Below are 20,086 nucleotides of genomic sequence, written 5' to 3' on the forward strand. Positions count from 1 at the left end.
GCCACGCAACATTCGAGGTCGAGTCGACCGGTGGGCGCACAGCCTGTGCGGGACCCGGGTGAATGCTTCGGGAGTGGCTCCGAAGCGGATCACGAAGCCGGTGCCGGCGGCGGACCGCCGATTCACCGGAAAACTTTGCCCGGATGTTGTGAGCGTACCGGGGCGGTACGGAACGTGGATTCCACCGGTGGCGGACCAGGTGGGCTCGGCCCGGTTGCGCGACCGGCCCCGCGCGGCCGACCGGGTCCCGGTGGGGTCCGCCCGAGGACGGCGGAACCCACCGTCCGACCTGGCGGCGGGCCGATCAGCTGCGGGCGGCGCCCAGGTAGACCGACGACAGATCCCTCGTCGGCTTGATCTTGAGGGTGCCGTCCTTCTTGTTCTGACCCCGGATGGCCAGGCCGGCCAGGCGCCCGAGCGGGACCAGACCGGAGGCGGCCAGGTAGCCGATCATCTCGTTCGGCGTGATGAAGTCGTTCCAGTCGTGTGCACCCTTCGGGACGATGTTCAGGAGCCTCTCGGGAAGCCAGATCATGTTCACCCAGGAGCGGAGGGTGCGATTGATCGTGTCGTACAGGAACAACCCGCCCGGGGCGAGAACCCGCTTGATCTCGCTCACCGCCTGGCCGGGGCTCTCCACGTGCTCCAGCACGTCCACGCAGGTGACGATGTCGAACGAGCCGTCGGCGTAGGGCAGCGACTCGGACTTGCCGAGCGAGTACTCGATGTCCTTTCCGGTGTCCTTCGCGTGCCGGCTGGCCGCCTCGATCAGCCGCGGGGACGGGTCGACGCCGGAAACCTGGGCGCCCCGCTGGTGGAGGAACTCGGCGGTGAAACCGCCGCCGCAGCCGACGTCGAGCACCCGCTTGCCCGCCCAGGAACTCTCGACGAACTGGTCGAAGTACTGGAAACGATGCGGGTTGAACGACTGCAACGGGGTCATCTTGGAACCTTCGGCCCACCAGGTGTTGGCGTAGGTGGCGAAGAAGTAATCATCCTGCGCGAGTTGCTCGGTCATGATGCGGAACTCCACTTCCGTTGTGCGGCCGCCGGTTCCGGGCTCGGTACCGGGTAGGGGACGAGGATGGATTCGGGGGTGGCTGTGGGGTTGGGCCGGGGGTTGGGCCGGGGGTTGGACCGGGGGGTGGACCGGGGGGTGGGCCGGGGGGTGGGCCGGTCCCGGTCCGGGCGGTGCGCCCATCGCGTTCCGTAGGCGACCTGGTCCTTCTCGGCCGCGGCGAAGGCCCGGGTGTTCCAGTTCCGGCGCATGAACGCCTCCCGGAGGCGGATCGCGGCGCGGTTCTCCACCGCTCCCATCCGCCCGATCCACCAGGCGATGCGCTGCATGGGGGCGGTGCGGGCCCGCCGTTCGGCCTCGTACCGGCGCAGTGCCGCGGCCGGGTCGCCGCTGTCGCGCTCCAGGTGCTCGGCGAGGACGAGGGCATCCTCCAGGGCCTGGCAGGCGCCCTGTCCGATGTTGAAGGTGATGGGGTGAGCCGCGTCGCCGAGCAGGGTGACGCGGCCCTCGCCCCAGCGCCGGTCGGGCCGGCGGCCGAGCACGTCGCCACGGATGATCCAGTTCTCGGGGGTCGCGGCGAGGATGTCGGCCACCGGACTGGCCCAGTCGTGGTGACGTTCCAGCAGCATGTCGCGGACGCCGGGTTCGTCCCGCCCGCCGGCCGGCCCGTTGGCGACGCTCATCCAGTGCACCAGACCGGGCGCGACGTCGTAGTAGGTGAAACGGGTGCCCGGGCCGAACATCGCGTTGAAGGTGCCCCGCGGGATCTCCGGATGTTCCATGGGAGCCCGGCCGCGCCAGGCTATGTACCCGGTGTAGCGGGGTGGGACGGTGCCGAGCAGGCCGTCGCGGACGGCGCCGTGAATGCCGTCGGCCCCGACGAGCACGTCGCCGCGTTCCGAGCCGCCGTCCGCGAAGTGGACGGTGACACCGTCACGGTCCTGGTCGAAGCCGACGACGCGCGAGCCGGTGCGCACCGGCGTGGCCGTGAGCGCGTCCCGCAGCGCGCCGTGCAGCACCGACCGCTCCACCGCGATGGTCGGCCGCCCGTAGCGGGCGACGAAGTCGCCGACCGGCCAGGCCGCCAGCGTCTCGCCCCGCCAGGTGCTGAAGTGCGCGGTCTGCTGGGCCGGGGCGACCTCGAGCACCGTGTCGGCCAGGCCCAGATGGTCGAGGGCGAGCACGCCGTTGGTCCACACATGCAGCCCGGCACCGCCGTCACGCAGCTCCTCGGCTCGCTCGAAGACGACCGGCTGGAAGCCCTTGCGCTCCAGTGCGAGCGCCGCAGCCAAGCCGCCGATACCGCCGCCGGCGACAAGTACGCGACGGGCGCGTCCATTGACCATTTCTCTTCTCCTCTCTTTTCTGGGGGAAAGGTCGGGGAACGCCGTTCAGTGGCATGGAAGGGCCCGCGGGCCGCCTTCCCCGACAGGAATGCAGCGGCGAGGGAAAGGGGTAAGGGAGGATGCGCCACGGTGCGTCGGCCGGCACTGACGGCGACGTCCACAGCCCGGGCGGAGTGCTCTTACAGGATCAGAAGCATCCCTTCCGGGATGTCGTTGATATCAACGCTAGCAGAAGGATCGCCGCTTATCTAGTGCCGTCTCGGGCCACGTTCGTCCGGGTGATGATCTGGTCTAGTTGCTTGTCAGCGACGTGGCGGTCCCGCCGGATGATGTCGCTGCAGATCATGCTGGTCGCGGTGGTCGGCGCCGTCCGGGGAGAAGGTGCCGTAGGCGATCGCGATCGGCGCGGTCGGCGGGCAGGGCGCCGCGGCCCCCGCTTCGGATCCCTCCTCGCAGCCCCGGCCCACTGCCGCCCTGGTGGGGTGCGAACGAGCAGGGCTAGTGTTGACAGGGCAGCTAGCTCCGCTATATTCGTGCCATGGCCATACAGCGTCGTCGACAACGCGAGGAGACACAGCGGCGGATGCTCATCCTCTCGGCCGCGCGCGATCTGGCCGAATCGGTGGGCTGGGAGGCAGTGACCACAAGACGTCTCTCCGACCAGATCAAGTTCAGCCAGTCGGTGCTCTACCGGCATTTCAAGGGAAAGGAGGAGATCGTCCGTGGCGTCGCCATCGAGGGTTTCGGCGAACTGGCCGACGCGCTCCGGGAGGCCCGACTGACCGGCGCGCCGGACGATCCGAGTCTGGACACTCTAGCCTGGTGCTACGCGAAATTCGCCGCCACCAAGCCCGCCTTGTACGAGGCGATGTTCATGTTGTCCACCGACCTCGCCTTCGGCGGTTCCAATGCGCCGGAGAGTCTGGTCCGCTGCTTCGCCGAACTCAAGGAGTCGGTCACCGAGGTGGCGGGCGGGCGTGATCCGGAGACGTTCACCGAAGTCATCTGGGCGTCGCTACACGGCCTGGTGATGCTGGAGTGCGCCAGCCGGCTGCGTCCGCGGCAAGAGAACAACCGGCTGGCGCTGCTCGTGCGCCAGCACCTGACCGAGGCCTCGTCGCCGGCCGGACCCTGATGGCCGAGGAGCATCAGCATGCTGACGCGCACCGGGAACACGCCCAGGCCCGGGGGGACGCTGCGTTCTTCCCGGATGAGCGGCGAGGAACGGCGGGAGATCATCGTGCGGATCGCCGCCTGCGAATTTTCCACCGGGGGGTACCACGGCACGACGACCGAACGCATCGCCCGCCGAGCGGGTATTTCCCAACCCTATGTCTTTCGCCTGTTCCCGGACAAGAAGGCCCTGTTCCTGGCCTGTGCCGACCTGTGCTTCGAGCGGCTCGCCGCGGCGTTCGAGAACGCGGCGGACGGGCTCGAGGGCCGGCCGGCGCTGACCGCGATGAGGGCTACCCATCAGACCCTGACCGCGGATCACTGCATCCTGCTGCTTGAACTGCAGTTGTATGTGGCCTCCGCCGCGGAACCCGACATCGCCCGACTGGTCAACGACCGCCGGACCCGCCTGCGGGACCGTGTGCAGGCCCGGACTGGCGTGCCGGACGAAGAAGTGAGCGATTTCTTCGCGACCAGTATGTATGTGACGACCCTGCTGGCGCTCGGAGTGCCGGCGCCGAGCCGGCTTTGGGCCGGGATGAAGCCACCCGCCGCTCTTCCCGAAGGGCGCCGCTGCGGCTGCGACATCTAGCGCGGCCGACCGAAGGTATTCCGGCATTTCTGTCGGTAGCCGGATCCTGGCCGCCGAGGCTAGTAGGCAATCACTGCTAGGTGCCGACGGAATAAAGTCTTGTCTGATTCGAGACAGAAGGTGGAATGATGACTACTAAGGGCGACGTGGATAGCGAGGGTAGGACCGGATCGCTGTTCTGGGTACTGGTGGTGACCGGTCTCGCCGGCTTCATGGCGATGCTGGACAACCTCGTCGTCATCACCGCCCTGCCCTCCATCTCCCGGGATCTGGGCGGCGGCATCGAGGAGCTGGAATGGACGGTGAGCGCCTACACCCTCACCTTCGCCGTGCTGCTCATGCTCGGCGCGTCGCTCGGCGACCGGTACGGGCGCCGCCGGATGTTCATCGTCGGCCTGTCGTTGTTCACGGTGGCCTCGGCCGCGGCGGCGCTCGCTCCGGGCATCCACGAACTGATCGCGGTCCGGGCCGTCCAGGGCGTCGGGGCCGCCATCGTCATGCCGCTGACCCTGACGCTGCTGATCACGGCGGTGCCGGCCCGGTCTCGTGGGGTCGTGCTCGGCGTCTGGGGCGGGGTCAACGGACTCGCCATCGCGGCCGGTCCGCTGATCGGCGGCTCGATCGTCCAGCACATCTCGTGGAACTGGATCTTCTGGCTCAACGTGCCGATCGGCGTGCTGCTGATCCCGCTGGCGGTCTGGAAGCTCACCGAGAGCCGCGGCCCCAACGCGCGCCTCGACGGGCCCGGAACGATCCTGGCCAGCCTCGCCCTGTTCGGTGTCGCCTACGGCATCATCCGCGGCAACGCCGACGGCTGGACCAACCCGCTGATCCTCACCGCGCTCGGTGGCGGCGGCCTGCTGCTGGTCGCCTTCGTGGCCTGGGAGATGCACGCCCGCGAGCCGATGCTGCCGATGCGGTTGTTCCGTAATCGGACCTTCAGCGGCGTCAACGCGGCCAGCCTGCTGATGGCCCTGGGCAACTTCGGCGCCATCTTCCTGCTGACCCAGTTCCTGCAGTCGGTCCAGGGCTACAGTCCGCTGGAGGCCGGGCTGCGGATGCTGCCGTGGACCGGCGCCCCCATCGTCGTCGCCCCGCTGGCCGGCATGCTGTCCGACCGGATCGGCGGCCGCTCGATCGTCGCGGTCGGGCTCGTCCTTCAGGGCGTGGGACTCGGCTGGTGGGCATCGGTCGCCACGACGGACGTGTCCTACGGCGCCCAGCTGCTGCCGATGATCCTCAACGGCGTCGGCATGGCCATGTTCTACGCCCCGGTGGCCAACATGTTGATGGGCTCCGTGCATCCCGAGGAACAGGGCGTCGCGTCCGGCGCCAACAACGCGCTGCGCGAGATCGGTGGCGCGCTGGGTGTGGCGGTGCTGGGCGCGGTCTTCAGTGCTCACGGCGCCACCATCCCGGCCGACCGCTTCGTCGACGGCCTGGTACCGGCCCTGTGGGTGGGCGCCGGCGCGACGCTGATCGGCGCCGTGGCGATGCTGTTCGCCCAGGGCGGAAAGCCGCGGGACATCGACCAGACGCCGATGGAGACGTCCGCCGACGTCGAGTTCGACCCGGCCGCGCGGGACATGGTCGCCACCGGCGCGGTGGTCAGCTAGGTCCGCCCGGCCGCTGTCCGCCGGTACGGCCACGATCGACACCGGCCAGCACCAGCCACGGGACAGTGGCGCCGAACAGCGGAATCCGACAGGCAGGAGCAGCATCATGGAAGCATTCGTTCAGGTTCTCGCCGTGGTTGCCATCCTGGCCAACGCGGTGGTCTACGGCACGGACGTCTTCTGCGCGATCGTGCAGCGGCCGGCCTTGGCGAACGTCGACGACGCCACCCTCACCAGCACCATGGGCCAGGTCCACCGGTTCGGGGACCAGCGCATGCCCATCCCGGGCGTCGGCGGCCTGATCGCCGCGATACTGACCGCCGTCGTGGCCGGGATCGACGGCCGGGCGACGGCCTCCGTCGCGGCGGCACTCGCCGCGCTGGCCCTGATCGTCTGGCTGGTCGTCTATGCCCGGGTGAGCGCGCCGGTCAACAAAAGGCTGACCGCCGCCGCTCAGCAGGGCAGTACCGCACCCGACGCCCGCGCCCTGCAAGGCACCTGGGACAGCGTCATCAACGCCCGCGCCCTGCTCCAGGGCCTGGCCCTGGCCGCGCTCTGCGTAGCGCTGGTCACCGCCGCCACCTGAAGCCCCGTCCGCCCACCATCCCCGCCCCCGGTCCACCCGGCCGGGGACGGGATGCACCGGCCGTCGCACGGGCGGGCACGGTCGGATTACGGTGGAGATCTACGCGCACGCCTCCCTGGAGGGCAAGCGCGTGGCGTTCTAGAAGTTTGTTGAGCGGTTGGGGTGATGTGCCACCGGCCGCCCGCATACGCCGAAGTACCTTCTTGACCACCTCCCCGCCGGGCAGCACGGGAAGAGGCGGCAGCAGGCGGCGTCCTGCACGATCGTCAGGACCGGCGGAACACCGAACTCGTCGAGACCAGACTGACGGCCTCGTAGAGATCGGCCACGGCGTTCTCGGGAGTGCCGCCGAGCCCGTGCGCGCCGCCAGCCGCAAGGTTCGGAGCAGCTGCGATCACGGCGGCGGATCACACGGGGCGGACCGCCGGGTCGAACTGGGCGAGGAACGGGCTCTGGGTGCCATGCCAGGAGACGTACAGCTCCTCCCGTGCCCGGGTGCACGCGACGAAGAGCAGGCAGCGCTCCCGCTGGACGTCCTGGGCGTGCGCGATTTCGTCCTCCCCGGCTGGCGTGACCGCGCTCGGGGCCGGAACCTGACCCTCGCCGACGCCAAGAACCGTCAGGCACCGGAACTCCAGCCCCTTCATCCGGTGCATGGTGCCGACCGCGACCGCCAGACCTCCAGCCTGTTCGGTCTGCGCAGGCTGCTGCTCGGGCAGCCGGGCCAGCAGCCGCGCGGGCACGCCAAGCCGATGCAGGGCGGGCAGAACGGACTCGGCGAGTTTGTTGGAGCGCACGGCGACGCCGATCTCGTCCGGCGCCACGCCGGCCCGCATCCAGGCCCGCACCTGTTCGGCGGCCTCCCGGATCTCATCGTTCCAGGTCGCGAAGCCCTGTAGCCGGGGCACGAGCCCATGGAGCTCCGACCGGTAGCCGGCCACCGAGTCCAAGCCGCCGTCCATGTCGTCGATCGGTTCGCCGCGCAGCATGCCCAGGCTCCAGGCGAGGATCTCCGCGGTCGTCCGATAGTTCACCGTCAGCCGCGCAGACCGGCCGACCACCTGGATGCCGAGCTCCCGCAGGCTCACGCGGTTGTGGTAAATGCGTTGGTGGGCATCGCCGGCGAGGAAGATGTCGTCCGCGCCTGGCTCGACCGCCGCTCGCAGGAAGCGCCACTGCACCGGGCTGAGGTCCTGCGCCTCGTCGATCACCGCATGCCGGTATGGCCGTTGCGGTGCCCGTTCCAGCAGACGCGCCGCCTCGACGCAGATCATCTCGTGAGTCCACCGACCGGAGGCGCGCAGTTCTCGATCGAACTGCTGCCAGGCGGCCCACACCTGAGCTCGCTGGCGCGGCCCGAGCGCGCGGCCCCGCCCGGCCCGGCGCGCCTTCTGATACCCCGCCTCGGTGATGATCTCCTGTGCGAGGATGACCTGCCGCCACTCCTCCGACAGAAAGCTCTCGGAGAAGGGGAGGCCGAGATCGTGAGCGATGGTGCGCCACACCGCCCGTTCCTCAGCGTCGGTCAGGATGGTCGGCTGAGGTTGCCAGGCCCGAAAGACATCGTAGGCAATCTTGTTCACCGTCGCGACGGTGATCCGTTCGCGTATCAGCGGATCGTGGACCAGCAGGTCGAGATCCGCGGTCAGCGAGTCGCTCATCGTCGAGGTGAAGGTGGTCAGGAGCACCCGACCGACCCCCCGCGCCGCGAGATCGCGCGCGCGGTGCAGGGCCACGACGGTCTTCCCGGTCCCCGGTCCGCCGGTCACCCGGGCCGGCCCCCGAAACCTAGCCTGAACGATACGACGCTGGGTCGGGTGCAGATAGACCCGCCACAGGGCAAACGGGTGCCGGAACACCTCCAGTAGTTCCTCCGGCCCGTCCACGAGGACCACCCGATCCGCGCTGCGCTCGACCGCGGCAACCACGTCATCGGCGTCGAAGGACGCCCGGTCAGCCTCGGACGCGGCCCCGATCTCGGCCCACACCTCCTCCAGAGTCATCCCCGCCGCCAGACCGAACAGCGCGTCCCACTGATTCGGGGGAAGGAAGCCGCGCGCCATCTCGAGCTGCCGCACATCCGTCAGCACGCGGGCGAAGGCCAGCGTCTGCTCGTCGATGCCGAGCCGACGCAGATCCTTGTCCGCCACGTCGGCGAACAGCCTGCTGGGGACCTGCTCGGCCCGTCTGGTCAGCTCCGGGAGCGTCGCGTCGATCGCGACCACATCACGAATCTCGATCCGTCCCGTCGCCACATTGATCGACACGCGACGCCGCTGGGCCCAGGCGTAGGCGTCGTCATGCGGCAACACCTTCAGCAGCGTGTAGGTGTCGCCGCTTTCCGGCTCGAGGACCACACCCCGCCAGAACTTGTCAATGCGGATCGACCGGAACCGGTTGTCACGTGCATTCCCAATCTTCTCCAGATGAAGACCGGCGTGGGTCGCCGCCTCGAACTTGGCGAACACCTCGAGCACCCGGTTCTGCACCTGTTTCTCCAGGGCCGCGAAGCCGAGCAGAAACTCCTTGTCGATCCCCAGCCGCGCCACGTCACCGTCTCCCGTCGATTCCTCGAAGTTCGCTGCCCCGCACTCCCCGCCTGCGAGCCGCCTGCTGCCCCGCCTACGCGGGCCACCGGGCTCAGCGGGCCACCGGGCTCAGCGGGCCACCGGGCTCAGCGGGCCACCGCAGTGCCATGCGCGCCGGCGAGCAGCTCCCGGACCACGGGCACCATCGGGTGCTCCGGTCCCCAGACCCGCAGCAGGTCGGCGAGCAGCGCAGCGAGGCTCTCGGCTGCGGCGGCCCGATGGCCGGCCCCGAGCTGCAACAGCCCGATCTGGCGGCGCAGCTCGAGGACGCGGGGATCGTCCGCGCCGAACACCCGGGTCTCGTCGGGTAGCAGCGCGCCGAGCTGTTCCAGCGCCCGCGGCGTGTCACCGATCAGAGCCCGGCAGGTCGCCTCCCGCAGGCGGGCGAGCATCAGCCGTTCGCTGTTCCGACCGTCCCGGCGGGCGAGATCGGCGACCAGCCGTTCGTACTCGCCGACAGCCTGGCGGAAGTCACCCCCTTCGAACAACAGCTCGGCGAGCTCGAGACGAAGCGCGAGCGCGTCGGGGCTGTCGATGCCCAGCGCCCGGCCGGCCCGATCGACGGCCTCCGCCAGGATCGCGGTGGCCTGGCTGTATCGGGAGGAGCCGGCCAGCGAGCGGGCCTCATCCCGGGCTCGGCGAAGCTCGACCTGGTCGATCCCGCTGGAGGACGGCGACCGCAGCCCCGGCACGGTCATCGCGTCCGACCGTGCCGGTTCCCGGACGCCAGGACCCGGCAGGTCAGGACCCGGCAGGTCAGGACCCGGCACAGGAGAGGTCGGCGCGGTGGTAGTCGGCCTGGACGGAGCCGGCGCGGAAGGATGCACGCGAGCGGTGATCCGGTTGTACATCCGGACCGTGTTGTCCGCCGCGGGATCGACGATTCCGGGAAGGGGAACCAGGTCCGTCATCCAGCCGATCAGCGCCTCGTACACCGCCTCCGCGCCGGACGGGCGTTCCTCCGGCGCCTTGCGCAGCAGGTCGGCGACCAGCCCGTCGAGGCCCGCGGGCACGTCGGCGCGCAGGGTTCGTACCCGCGCCGGGACCTCCTCGACCTGCTGATGCATCACCGAATAGGACGACGACCCGGCGAAGAGCCGCCGGCCGGTCAGCATCTCGAACAGGGTCGCGCCCAGCGCGTACAGGTCGGTAGCCGGCGCGCTGAGCCCGGCGAGCACCTGCTCCGGGGCCATGTAGGCGGGACTGCCGAGATGCTGGCCGGTCAGGGTGATCTTCGACAGGTCGGTGCGGTCGAGTGCGACCGCGAGGCCGAAGTCGAGCACCTTCACCGTGCCGTCCGGCTCCAGCATCAGGTTCGCCGGCTTGAGATCGCGGTGGACAAGGGACGCCCGGTGCGCGACAGCCAGCACCGAGGCGGCCTGGGCCGCGATGGCCGCCGCCCACCCGATCGGCAACGCTCCCTGCTCGGCAACGAGATCGGCGACGCTGATCCCATGTACCCGCTGCATGACCAGATAGGGGCGCCCCTCGTGGGTGCCCGCGTCGTATACGGCGGGAACCCCCGGATGCACCAGCCGAGCGGTTATTCGCGATTCACGGATGAAACGACGAACGAGCTCCTCGTCGGGCCGGCCATCGGGAAAACGGACGAACTTCACGGCGATCTCCCGGTCGAGTTTCACGTCCCGGCCGACCCAGACCTCGCCCATTCCGCCTTTGGCCAGCGGCAGAGCCTCCAGCTCGTACCGCCGGTCAATCATCCAACGTCCGGCCATCGCACCCCCGACCAGCCCTCCCCCATCAGACGGCTTGGAATCATACTCCCACCAAGGAATATCCACCGAGTAGGAGCCGGCATTATCGAGAATCGGGGTCGCCGCAGACCCGCAGCCGGCCGTCGGCTACGCCGAGGTAGCCGACCCGAATGATCTCCTCGCCCAGTTCGGCCGCCTCGCGCACCGATCTCGCCAGCCGCCCGAGTCGGCGGAAGTCCGCCCCCAGCTCCCGCTGGGCGGCCAGTGCCAGCGCGGGAATCCGGACCCGACGCAGGTCAGGCCGCGACAACGTCCCACCCGACCGGCTGCTGGCCCCGTCCTCATCGCCGACGCCCGGCCCCCCGACCGCCCGATAACCCGCGGCCCGTAGGCTGCCCGCCAGAAAATGTGGATCGAGGCGGTCGGGATCGACACGCAGGAGCGCAACCTTCGGCCCGAGCACGGCGCCCACCTCATCGATCACCTCGGCCGCGATCCTCCCCACCGCGACCGCGCAGACCACGTCTCCGGATCGGAGCAGCAGCATTCCGGGAAGTTCGCCGGTTCGACCGGAGGCTCCCCGGCCGCGCCGCACGTCGGCGGCGGTGAGCAACGGCAGGTCGCCACCGTCGGTTCTGGTCTGCAACGGGGCCGTCAGCACCGTCAGCGCCCCGCTCTTCGCCAACTCCCCCACCGTGACCCAGGCCGGTTGCGTCGCGACGGCCGTTTCGGACGCCGCCGCGGGCTCCGGGGTGGAGTCGGACGCTTCGGCCGGCGACGACGCGTCCGACGGCGTAATACTCGGCGTCAACGTACTCGGCGTCAACGTACTCGGCGTCAACGCGGACAGCGGCGTCAACGCGGACAGCGACGACAACGCGGCCAGGAACTCCTCGCGCACTGCCGGGAACTCGCGCTCGATGACGCTGGCCGGATACACCGGGACGTGGCGGCGCGGACTCAGGTCGACCTCGCCGTCGAGCAGGTCGGCGACCGGCATCCGCCGGAATCCGGGCGGCAGACCCGCTCCACCCGGTTCGACCACCCTGCCCGGCTCGCCCGCCGGGACCGAGCCGGTGAACGACGACCAGGCCCCCTCGACCGCGCTCGGATCGGCGCTCGCCAGGCCCATGAGCACCTGGGCGGGGGACGCACCGTCGCCTGGCACCCGCAGCACCCACAGATCCGGCGGCGAGCCGGCGCCGAACAGGTCCGGTGGCAGCCCCAGCACGGCCCGCAGCGCCCCGGCCCGCAGCAGATTCGCCCTGATCCGCCGCCCAGCCGGTCGGGACGCGGCGGCGGCCGGCATGATGACCAGCACCGGCGCGCCGCGCCGGCCATGGGCCAGGCAGTGCTGGACCCAGGCCAGCTCCGGTTCGCTCCGCGGCGGCACCCCGTAGCCCCACCAGGGCGAGTCGACCAGCTCGTCGTGGGGCCAGGACCGCTGGCCGGACGGCGGCCCGCACAGCACGACGTCGACCCGCTCCCCGGCAAGGGCATCCGCCAGCAGGGAGTCGGCCGCGACGATCCGTGCGTCGGCGCCGTGTAGCAACAGCCCCGCGGCGGTGATCCGGGCCGCCGTCGGATCGATGTCCTGGCCGAGCAGCCGGCGGACGCCCGCGGCCCGCGCCGCCTCCAGCAGCCCACCGACCCCGCAGGCGGAGTCGAGGACGGTGAGTTTCCCGGGCCTTCCCCGCAGGCCGGCGAGTCCAACCATCAGTTCCGCGACCGCGGGCGGGGTCTCGGCCACCTGCCGGGAGTACACCTCGCGATAACGGACACGCAGAACCTCGAAGAGCGCGCCATGCCCGTCCCGGTCGGCGGCGGCGGCCGCGGACCGGGCGACCGGTACCCAGTCCGGCTCCCAGATCGGCGGAAAGCCGACGGGAAGGTCCGGCGCGGCTCGCTCGATCGCCGGCCCCACCAGGCGAGCGACCGCGGCATCGGCCTCCCCGAGCAGCCCGATCGCCGCGTCCCGGTCCCGCTGGTGGTACAGCAGGAAGCCGCCCAGGTGCCCGACCAGCTCACCCAGCCGGGGATCGTCGACGGTCCCGCGGATCTGCTGCCAGACCCGGTCGCCGACCTCGACGCGAAACGGGCGGTCATGCCGGTCGAACCAGTCCTCCACCGCCGTCAGCGCGAACAGCGGACTGGTGGAGGCGCCGCCGACCGGCTGCGGGAAATCGACGAACCGGCGCCGCCAGTTACTGACGGCCGCGCGGCCCACCCCGGCGAGGCGGGCAATGTCGGACGCGGTGACCGTGGCCGAGACGTCTCCATCATTCGGCATCGCTCAGCTTCCCGCCGCCGGCTCGGCGCCGGGAAAGAGGCGGGCCAACACGCCGCTCGTCTGCAACGCGGCGAGGTGCTCGGCAGCTCGGCGCGGGGGCGCCCCACCCCGGACGAGCAGACCGGCCTCGATGTTCTCCTCGACGCCCGAGGAGGTCAGGTTGGCGCTCGACACCAGCAGCGCCCGCCGGTCGGCGACAGCAATCTTGGCGTGCATCCGGGCGCCGGGGTGTCCGCGGCGGCCGGTCGGCCAGTGCCACAGCTGCACCCCACGGACGCTCGCGAACGCGGCCGCCGGCTCGCTGCCGGCCAGTCCGCCGCCGGCCCCCTGAAGTGTCTCGACGACGACGCTGACCGCCACCCCCCGCCCTGTCGCGGCACTGAGCGCGGTCAGCAGCGGCGGGTAGGGGCGCGCCGCATAGGTCATGAACATCAGCTCCATGGTGGCCTCGGCGACCAGGTCCATCAGCACCCGGGCGGTCGCCCGGACGGGCACCTCATGGCTACCCGGACCGCTCCACACCGACTCCACCCGCGTCTCGGCGGCCCGCCCGGCATAACCGGCGCTGACCCCGTGCAGGTAGGCGGCCGCCTCGGCCGGGGCGATCTCCTCGGCTCGGCGGGCGCGCAGGACCGCCCGGACGGCGTCCCGGGCGGCCGGCCCGGCGACGGCGGCGATCACCGCCTCCTCCCACCCAGGCTCCCCCACGGCAGCCCCGGGCGGGGCCGATCGCGGGCCGATCCGATCGGCGAGCTCGCCCAGCCGGGCCGGGCCCAGAGCGCTCACGGCGACGGCGACCGCCGCCGTGAAGGCGCCCGCCCGGCCCGGTTCAGACGGTGCCATCAACGCCGATCACCTGCACACACTCACCGGGATTTCCGATCATCATGGATCTCCGCCCTCAAGGCAGCTCATCGAACAGGGCGAGGTCTCGGTGCTGCGGGCCGTCGCCGAGGGGAACAACGAAGCGGCGGTCGAGGAACCGGTTGCCGCGCTCGCAGGTCGTCTCGGAGACGAACAGGCAGACGTGGCAGGCAGCGCCGTGCAGGAAGTCGGCGGGTGCATACGGCAGGCGTTCGGCGCACAGCGGGTCGGAGGAGCAGTGCCGGGCGTCGGCCAGGGCCCGGCGGGTGAGCCGAAGCAGCTGGTCGGGTTCGGCGAGGGACACCAGCCCGCCCAGGGTGCCCTCGGCGTCGGGGACGGCGGTGTAGATGAGGATGCCGCCGCGGGGATCGTCGTCGGTGCCGGCGTAGATCCGCTCGCTCAGGCTCGCCGAGCTGTACCCGCACTCCAGGGCGATGGTCCGGATCAACAGGTGGGACAGGGAGTGCAGGGCGATGAACCGCTCCCCGGGCCAGCCGTGCATCGGGTCGAAGTCGCCGGCGATCCGATCCGAGTAGCGGTTCACGCGGAAGCGGCTGTACGCGTCGCGGTGCTCGCGCATCTGCGTGCTGTCGGCGACCCGGGCCACCCACGAGCCGAGGATCTCCTCGGGCACCCGCAGGAAGATGCCCTCGCCGCGGACCTCGCTGGCCGGCACCCAGGTGGCCGGCCCACGGGTCAGCGGTGCCCGGATGACGAGGTCGGGATCGTCCGGGTCGGGGGCGTCGAGCCGGGTGAACCCGGTCAGCGCCCGCACCTCCCGCAGCCGTTCGGCCTGCACGACGTCGGTGTAGAAGCGGGCCAGCCGGGGCGGCACCCCGTCCGGATCCCGGCGCAGCGCGAAGTCGTCGCTGGCCTCGGGCAGCACCGGCGAGGAGAAGATCTCCCATTCGGGGGTGCGCAGATCCGGGTAGCCCCGTTCGTCGCCCTCCTCGGCACCCTCGCCGGGAGCCGCGTTCAGCGCCGCCCGATGCCGCTCGACCGCGGCCCAGACCTCGGCGTCGGTCCACCGCTCCAGCTGGCGGAACACCGGCATCACCGACCGGGAGAACCCCATCATCGCCTCGCCGGGGATCTGGCTCAGCTGCTCCCAGTTCTGCTCGACCTTGCCCGCCAGCTCGCTGGCGCCGGTGCGGGGGACGGAGAGCACCGACAGCGTCTGGGCGAACCACTGGTTGGAGGCGCCGACGACCAGCAGCCGGGGCTCGGCCTGGCAGCCACCGTCGGTGAAGGTACGCAGGTGCGGGTGGCGGCCCCGGCAGCGAGGCAGGTTCGCCGCGCCGCGGCGGCCCATCGCGTCCCGGATGTTGCGCCGCGCATCGCAGTTGACGCACCGGATCTCGACGTTGGCCCCGAGGTTGCCGCCCCGGTCCTCCATCCGCAGCCGCGGGTGGCTCGCCTTCGCGCACTCGCCGCCCCGGTGGACGAACATCACGTAGGGGAAGTCGTCGAGATGCCCGGCGGTGCAGGCGAGGACGAAGCGCGCGGCCACGGCGAGCGGCCGTCGGCCCGACCTCTTGCGGGGGCACACCTCGTGGAAGAACCGGGCGTCCTGCGGCCGGTGCGCGTTCTCGAACGGGAAGGTCCGCGAGGAGATCACGTCGAGTTCGTTGCAGGCGGTGCACCGAAGCCAGCTCGGAAACGGCAGGGTGGGCACGCCGATGCGATCCGCCTGACCGCTTCGGTCGCGGGGGTCGGTGTCCACCCACGGGGCCGGCCGCAGCTCGGTGACGCCGCGGTCGTATACCCGGCGCACGGCGGCGAGCAGCCGGGGCTCGGCGATCGGCTCGTACTCGGGGACGTTGCGGTAGTCCCAGTCGTCGAGCCCGCGGACCAGGGTGGAGAAGCTTGGCAGGTCGACGAGGGCGCCGACCCCGCTGGTGAACATCAGATGGCTCGGCCGGACCGCGCCGACGCGCCGGTGGAACCTGGTGGCCATCAGACGCCCCTCCCCTGCCGGGTCCGCGCCGGGGCCAGCCGGGTCTCCCCGAGTTCGTCGCCGGCCGGGGCGTCGTCGGGGTCCCGGGCGTCGGAGTCCCGGTCGTCCTCGCCGATGTCGGCGTCCGCGTCCGGCGGAGCCCCGAAGCTCCATCCCGGTTCCCCGTAGGCGGGGCTGTAGATCTCGTCCGCGCCGGGGACGAGAAGGTTGATCTCGTGTTCGGTCTCCCGCATCGACTGGGCGACGGTGAGGACCTCCCAGCGGCCGTGGCCGGCCGGCTCCAGCAGGCCGGTGACCTTCTGCGGCCCACCGCTCTTGCGGTAGCCGAGTCGGATCGGCCCCGTCGTCATCAGCTGCCAGCGGTCGACGAGTTCCCGTAGCCGCTCGCCGAGGTACTCCTGGCCGCGCGGGCCGGCGACGGCCTCCGCCCGGGCCAACAGCCGGTTGATCAGACCGGTGGCGACCGGGCCGGCGAGGTCCACGGCGTGGGCGTCGGTGTTGCGGGTGTTCGCGTCGTCGAGGTGCCGCAACGCGGCGACGAACGTGCCGGTGGCGGTGCGGTCGAGCGAGCGCCGGGTGAACGGGGTGACCGACAGGGCCTCGACCTGCCGGTAGAAGCTGGCGTGGTAGGGCTCGAAGTCCTCGTAGTGGGCGAGGTCGCGGGGCCGCGCCCAGTTGTAGAGGGTGACGACGAGCCCGGGTCGCGCCGCGTCGCGCCCGACCCGCGACGACGCCTGGATGTACTCCGCGGTGTTCTTCGGCTGCCCGATGACGGCCATCAGCCCGAACCGGGAGACGTCGACGCCGACCTGCAACATCGAGGTCGCGAGGACCACGTCGACGGGGATCCGGTCCTGGCGGGCCCGGGACCGCTCGGCCACCGGGTGGGCGGGCGGCCGTTCGCGGACCCGGCTGTCCCGGGCTCGGTACACGTCCCGCCAGTTGTCGGCGATCGCCTGGCGCCGGGTGGAGGTGTCGAGGTCGGGATCGAAGGCGATCTCCAGCCGCTTCAGCACGTCGCTGATGTCCGCCGACGACACCCGGGAGGTGAGCTCGGAGATGGTGAGCATGCCGGCGGCCGGGACGATGCGGTTGGACAGCCCCTTGCGCGTGCCGTGGGTGCGCACCCGGGTGGTGACGTCGTCGTCGAGGTAGCGGCGCATGCCGGCGAGTTCCCGGGTGGCGTTGAAGTAGCCGACGAGGGTCTGGTACGCCTCCGCGGCCTCCCCGTGCCGGTCGAAGAGGGTCTGCCCGGCGAGGAGCAGGATCTCGGCGAGCCGGATCTCCGCCGACTTCATCCGGGCGCCGTGGGCGCACACCCCGAGGTAGCGCCGGCCCGGCTCAGCAGGGGTGACGGGGACCTGGCGGGAGAAGAAGGTGTCGGCGACGTCGATCACCTGCGGCGGGAAGACGGCGAGCCGGCGGCCGAACACGCCGAGAACCTGGTCGCGGGCCCGCTTGGTGGTGGCGGTGGAGGCGACGATCTTCGGCCCGGTGAGCGTCGTGCCGCCGGCGGCACCCGCCGCGTCGGCCGGGACGGGCCAGGAGCACAGCTCGTCGACGGCGCTCTCGAACAGGCCGACGGTGGTGCCGAGCGCGCCGGAGATGAGGTGCAGCTCGTCCTGGATGATCAGATCGGGCGGGCGCAGCCGGCGCACCGGCTCGCTGGCCACGGCCGGCAGGTTGCCGCGGCGGTGATGCCGGGACCCGCAGCCGGTGCGGTCGTCGAGGTCGTCGTGGCGGTAGCCGTGCCGGGGGCAGCGCTCGCGCACCCGGCCGAACAGGATGCCGGCCTCACCGCGCCAGGGCAGCTGGGCGAGCTTGTCGACGGTGGCGATGACGAGGCTGGGGGCGTAGCGGTAGATCTCCTCGTCGACGGTGAGGACCGGCAGGCCCTCCCCGGGGGAAAGCCGCCGGGAGAACGGGCAGGCGTCGGCGCCCTCGCCGTTGGAACAGTAGAGCAGGACCCGGCGGGTGTCCTCGTCGATGTGGGCGTCGGTGTGGGCGGCCAGCGCCGTGCCGCACCACGGGCAGCTCAGTGTCTGCAGGACGTTGGCCCGCTTGCCGTTGCCCACCTCGCGGGCCTCGCTGATCTGGTCGCGGGCGTCCTCGAACCGGTTCGGGGAGACGCCGCCGCCGACCCACAGCCCGATCCGGAACGGCACCGCGCCCCAGGTGGCCTCGTCGGCGCGGCGCAGCACCTCGGCCGCGCAGACCAGGGCCGCCGCCCGCTGGAACTGCTGGGCAGTGAGCAGCCGCAGGGTGTAGCGCATGAGGACGGCGACGCCGGCCTCGCCGGAGCGGGCGTCCAGCCCGGTGCCGATCGTGCCCTGCAACCGGCGGATCGCGAAGGTGTAGGCGGTCAGCCCCAGGTAGGCCTCCGTCTTGCCGCCGCCGGTCGGGAAGAACAGCAGATCGACGACGGCGCTGGCGTCGGCGGCCCGTTCCGGATGGGTCGGCTCGGTCAACGCGGGCAGGTTGAGCAGGACGAACCCGAGCTGGAACGGCCGCCAGGACGCCGCCCTGGCCCCCTCGGCCTCGACCTTGGCGGTCGCCTCGGGGTAGCTCAGGCCGTGCTCGTCGCGCAGCCGGGCGATGGCGGTGTGCCGGCGCTGGGCCGCCATCGCCCGGTTGGCGAACCGGAACGCGGCCAGCGCCTCGCCCTGGCGGGGCTGGGCCGGGTCGGTGAGCAGGGCGATCCCGGCGCGGATGCGACCCGCCGCCACCCGGGCCTCGCCGATGGCCGTCCGGGCGGCCGGCCGCAGCCGCTCGGGCAGGCTCGGCACCTGCACCTCACGCTCGTCGAGCCAGGCCTCGTAACCGTCGGCGAGCGGCATCAGCCCGCGGCGCAGGGCCGCGGCGTCGGCGACGACCAGGGCATCCATGGACAGTTCGACGTGTTCCAGCGGGGTATTTGGGCCGGCGGGCGCGATGGTCGACGGGACGTCATAGGTGGGCAGCCAGGTGGTCTCCAGCCGGTGGGCGCAGCGCTCACCGTCACGGACGGCGGGATGCACCGCGACGTTGCGACCGTTCGCGTACCGCCGCTGCGCCCGGTAGAGCAGCCGCAGGTGCAGCTCCTCGTGATCCTCGTGGTCGTGGCCGTCGTGGTCTGCCCCGACGCCGTCCTCGGGATCGTCGACGGGCAGGAAGACGGCGCGCTCGCCGTCGAGCGCGGTCACGGTGAGCCGCGGCTGGAACAGCCAGGCCGTGTCGGCATGCGACGGCGGCTCCGGCTGACCGTTGACGAGGGTCAGCTCGACGATCCGCCGGCCCGACCGCTCGCGCGGGCCGGCCCACTCGCGCAGCACAACAGCGAGGAAGACCCCCGTCTCGTCGTCGCCGACCAGCGGCACGCGGTATGCGTCGGAGCCGAGCGAGCCGTCCAGCCGGATCTCCCGGTTCGCATGGACGACCGGCTCCCGGGCCCAGGTGGTGCGCTTGCGCCCCTCGTCGTCCTCGGTCTCCTGCCGGACGTACTGGCCCCAGGCGGCGGTGACGGCGACGACGTCGACCGCCGCGCCGCCCGGACCGGCCGGGACGGCGAACGACAGCCCCATCGACGAGGCCCAGATTCGGCCCCGGTTCTGCGGGGTGAGGATCTCGGGGAGGTCGGTGTCGGCGTCGCCCTGCACCGCCGTCTCGGTGTCGGCCACCGTGTCGGCGGCCGCCGCCTCCCGGGCTCCACGCGGGGCGGGCTTCGGACCGAGCATGCCCACGAGGTACCGCTCCCGGGGTCCCATCGCCCGGTGGTGGAACACCTCGTGCTCCCCGTCCCAGGGGCCGAGCAGGTCACGGCGGACGAGATCTTCGAAGGCGTCCCGGACCTCGTACGAAGTCGCCGGGATAAATTCCACCGGCTTGTCCAGGATCTCCGTCGGCGAAAGGCCGTCCGAGGTACCGGCGCCGCCCCCGCTCACACCCCCCGATCCGGCGAGCGAGGGCGAGGCGCCCTTCTCCGGGGGAAACAGCGCGCCCTGACCTTCCTGCGCCACCACGGCTCATCTCCCCCTCGAAGCGGTCGGGTCCGGCGCACCCCTCGCGCCATCCCTGTGTACCGAGTTCACAGACTACACCGCAACCCCGGCTCGCGTAAGGGCACCATCCCACGCAGGTCCGACAGATCCCCGGGCTCCGGCGGCACGCCCGCCCGCTACGATCGACTCAACTACCCACAGTAAGATCACCGCCACGCATTAGCTCCGCGCGACGGCGGGCATCAGATAGAGCGGTTGGCGTCAGGACGGAGATGAGCCGATGACCTCTCCCCAGCGCACGCTCGACGAACTGGCCGCACAGCAGAGGGTGCGACCGGTGCGGAGCCTGGCCGAGTTGACTCTG

The 20,086-nt window shown here is 71.6% G+C and carries 13 protein-coding genes; 4 read left to right on the top strand and 9 right to left on the bottom strand.

Annotated elements, in window-relative coordinates:
- Nucleotides 1-304: 304 nt before the first annotated feature.
- Nucleotides 305-1,018 carry a bifunctional 2-polyprenyl-6-hydroxyphenol methylase/3-demethylubiquinol 3-O-methyltransferase UbiG gene (ubiG, locus tag FRAQA3DRAFT_RS22020; protein ID WP_009741262.1) on the bottom strand — a complete coding sequence of 238 codons (714 nt, stop codon included), beginning with the start codon at nt 1,016-1,018 and terminating at the stop codon, nt 305-307.
- Entirely contained in the window at nt 1,015-2,364 is a 1,350-nt protein-coding gene (locus FRAQA3DRAFT_RS22025; RefSeq protein ID WP_009741263.1) for an FAD-dependent monooxygenase, read from the bottom strand. Before FRAQA3DRAFT_RS22025 ends, ubiG begins: the two co-directional genes overlap by 4 nt.
- A 538-nt stretch (nt 2,365-2,902) precedes the next feature.
- Here FRAQA3DRAFT_RS22025 and FRAQA3DRAFT_RS22030 point away from each other — a divergent pair.
- The 4 genes from FRAQA3DRAFT_RS22030 to FRAQA3DRAFT_RS22045 all read left to right on the top strand — a co-directional run bounded on the left by FRAQA3DRAFT_RS22030 (nt 2,903) and on the right by FRAQA3DRAFT_RS22045 (nt 6,331).
- Nucleotides 2,903-3,499: a TetR/AcrR family transcriptional regulator gene (locus tag FRAQA3DRAFT_RS22030; protein ID WP_009741264.1), complete on the top strand. Its 597-nt coding sequence runs from the start codon at nt 2,903-2,905 to the stop codon at nt 3,497-3,499.
- 18 nt (nt 3,500-3,517) lie between these two features.
- On the top strand, nt 3,518-4,129 hold the full coding sequence (locus FRAQA3DRAFT_RS22035; RefSeq protein ID WP_009741265.1) for a TetR/AcrR family transcriptional regulator: 612 nt from the start codon (nt 3,518-3,520) through the stop codon (nt 4,127-4,129).
- Nucleotides 4,130-4,254: 125 nt separating this feature from the next.
- Nucleotides 4,255-5,745, top strand: coding sequence for an MFS transporter (locus FRAQA3DRAFT_RS22040; protein ID WP_009741266.1), 1,491 nt, complete (start codon nt 4,255-4,257; stop codon nt 5,743-5,745).
- A 106-nt stretch (nt 5,746-5,851) separates the two neighbouring features.
- Complete coding sequence (locus tag FRAQA3DRAFT_RS22045) at nt 5,852-6,331, top strand: DUF1772 domain-containing protein (RefSeq protein ID WP_009741267.1); 480 nt, start codon at nt 5,852-5,854, stop codon at nt 6,329-6,331.
- 266 nt (nt 6,332-6,597) lie between these two features.
- On the opposite strand, the gene FRAQA3DRAFT_RS38160 is transcribed toward FRAQA3DRAFT_RS22045, so the two are convergent.
- From FRAQA3DRAFT_RS38160 to drmA, 7 genes are all read right to left on the bottom strand, one after another.
- A complete protein-coding gene (locus FRAQA3DRAFT_RS38160) occupies nt 6,598-6,729 on the bottom strand; it encodes a hypothetical protein (protein ID WP_255346969.1) in 132 nt (43 codons plus the stop codon).
- Between the two features lie 9 nt (nt 6,730-6,738).
- Nucleotides 6,739-8,880, bottom strand: coding sequence for a UvrD-helicase domain-containing protein (locus FRAQA3DRAFT_RS22050; RefSeq protein ID WP_009741268.1), 2,142 nt, complete (start codon nt 8,878-8,880; stop codon nt 6,739-6,741).
- 125 nt (nt 8,881-9,005) lie between these two features.
- Entirely contained in the window at nt 9,006-10,640 is a 1,635-nt protein-coding gene (locus FRAQA3DRAFT_RS22055) for a serine/threonine-protein kinase (protein ID WP_009741269.1), read from the bottom strand.
- Between the two features lie 97 nt (nt 10,641-10,737).
- Complete coding sequence (locus FRAQA3DRAFT_RS22060) at nt 10,738-12,924, bottom strand: N-6 DNA methylase (protein ID WP_009741270.1); 2,187 nt, start codon at nt 12,922-12,924, stop codon at nt 10,738-10,740.
- 3 nt (nt 12,925-12,927) lie between these two features.
- Nucleotides 12,928-13,767 carry a DISARM system phospholipase D-like protein DrmC gene (gene drmC / locus FRAQA3DRAFT_RS22065; protein ID WP_009741271.1) on the bottom strand — a complete coding sequence of 280 codons (840 nt, stop codon included), beginning with the start codon at nt 13,765-13,767 and terminating at the stop codon, nt 12,928-12,930.
- Nucleotides 13,768-13,825: 58 nt separating this feature from the next.
- Entirely contained in the window at nt 13,826-15,745 is a 1,920-nt protein-coding gene (gene drmB, locus FRAQA3DRAFT_RS22070; RefSeq protein ID WP_009741272.1) for a DUF1998 domain-containing protein, read from the bottom strand.
- Nucleotides 15,745-19,743 carry a DISARM system helicase DrmA gene (gene drmA, locus FRAQA3DRAFT_RS22075; protein WP_009741273.1) on the bottom strand — a complete coding sequence of 1,333 codons (3,999 nt, stop codon included), beginning with the start codon at nt 19,741-19,743 and terminating at the stop codon, nt 15,745-15,747. The genes drmB and drmA overlap by 1 nt, the downstream gene beginning before the upstream one ends.
- Nucleotides 19,744-20,086: the final 343 nt, after the last annotated feature.

Source organism: Frankia sp. QA3, assembly GCF_000262465.1.
Taxonomy (GTDB): domain Bacteria; phylum Actinomycetota; class Actinomycetes; order Frankiales; family Frankiaceae; genus Frankia.

Bases quoted from the DNA above. Each gene is read 5' to 3' on its own strand.
- ubiG (WP_009741262.1), bottom strand. From the start codon at position 1,018: ATGACCGAGCAACTCGCGCAGGATGATTACTTCTTCGCCACCTACGCC.
- FRAQA3DRAFT_RS22025 (WP_009741263.1), bottom strand. From the start codon at position 2,364: ATGGTCAATGGACGCGCCCGTCGCGTACTTGTCGCCGGCGGCGGTATC.
- FRAQA3DRAFT_RS22030 (WP_009741264.1), top strand. From the start codon at position 2,903: ATGGCCATACAGCGTCGTCGACAACGCGAGGAGACACAGCGGCGGATG.
- FRAQA3DRAFT_RS22035 (WP_009741265.1), top strand. From the start codon at position 3,518: ATGCTGACGCGCACCGGGAACACGCCCAGGCCCGGGGGGACGCTGCGT.
- FRAQA3DRAFT_RS22040 (WP_009741266.1), top strand. From the start codon at position 4,255: ATGATGACTACTAAGGGCGACGTGGATAGCGAGGGTAGGACCGGATCG.
- FRAQA3DRAFT_RS22045 (WP_009741267.1), top strand. From the start codon at position 5,852: ATGGAAGCATTCGTTCAGGTTCTCGCCGTGGTTGCCATCCTGGCCAAC.
- FRAQA3DRAFT_RS22055 (WP_009741269.1), bottom strand. From the start codon at position 10,640: ATGATTGACCGGCGGTACGAGCTGGAGGCTCTGCCGCTGGCCAAAGGC.
- FRAQA3DRAFT_RS22060 (WP_009741270.1), bottom strand. From the start codon at position 12,924: ATGCCGAATGATGGAGACGTCTCGGCCACGGTCACCGCGTCCGACATT.
- drmC (WP_009741271.1), bottom strand. From the start codon at position 13,767: ATGGCACCGTCTGAACCGGGCCGGGCGGGCGCCTTCACGGCGGCGGTC.
- drmB (WP_009741272.1), bottom strand. From the start codon at position 15,745: ATGGCCACCAGGTTCCACCGGCGCGTCGGCGCGGTCCGGCCGAGCCAT.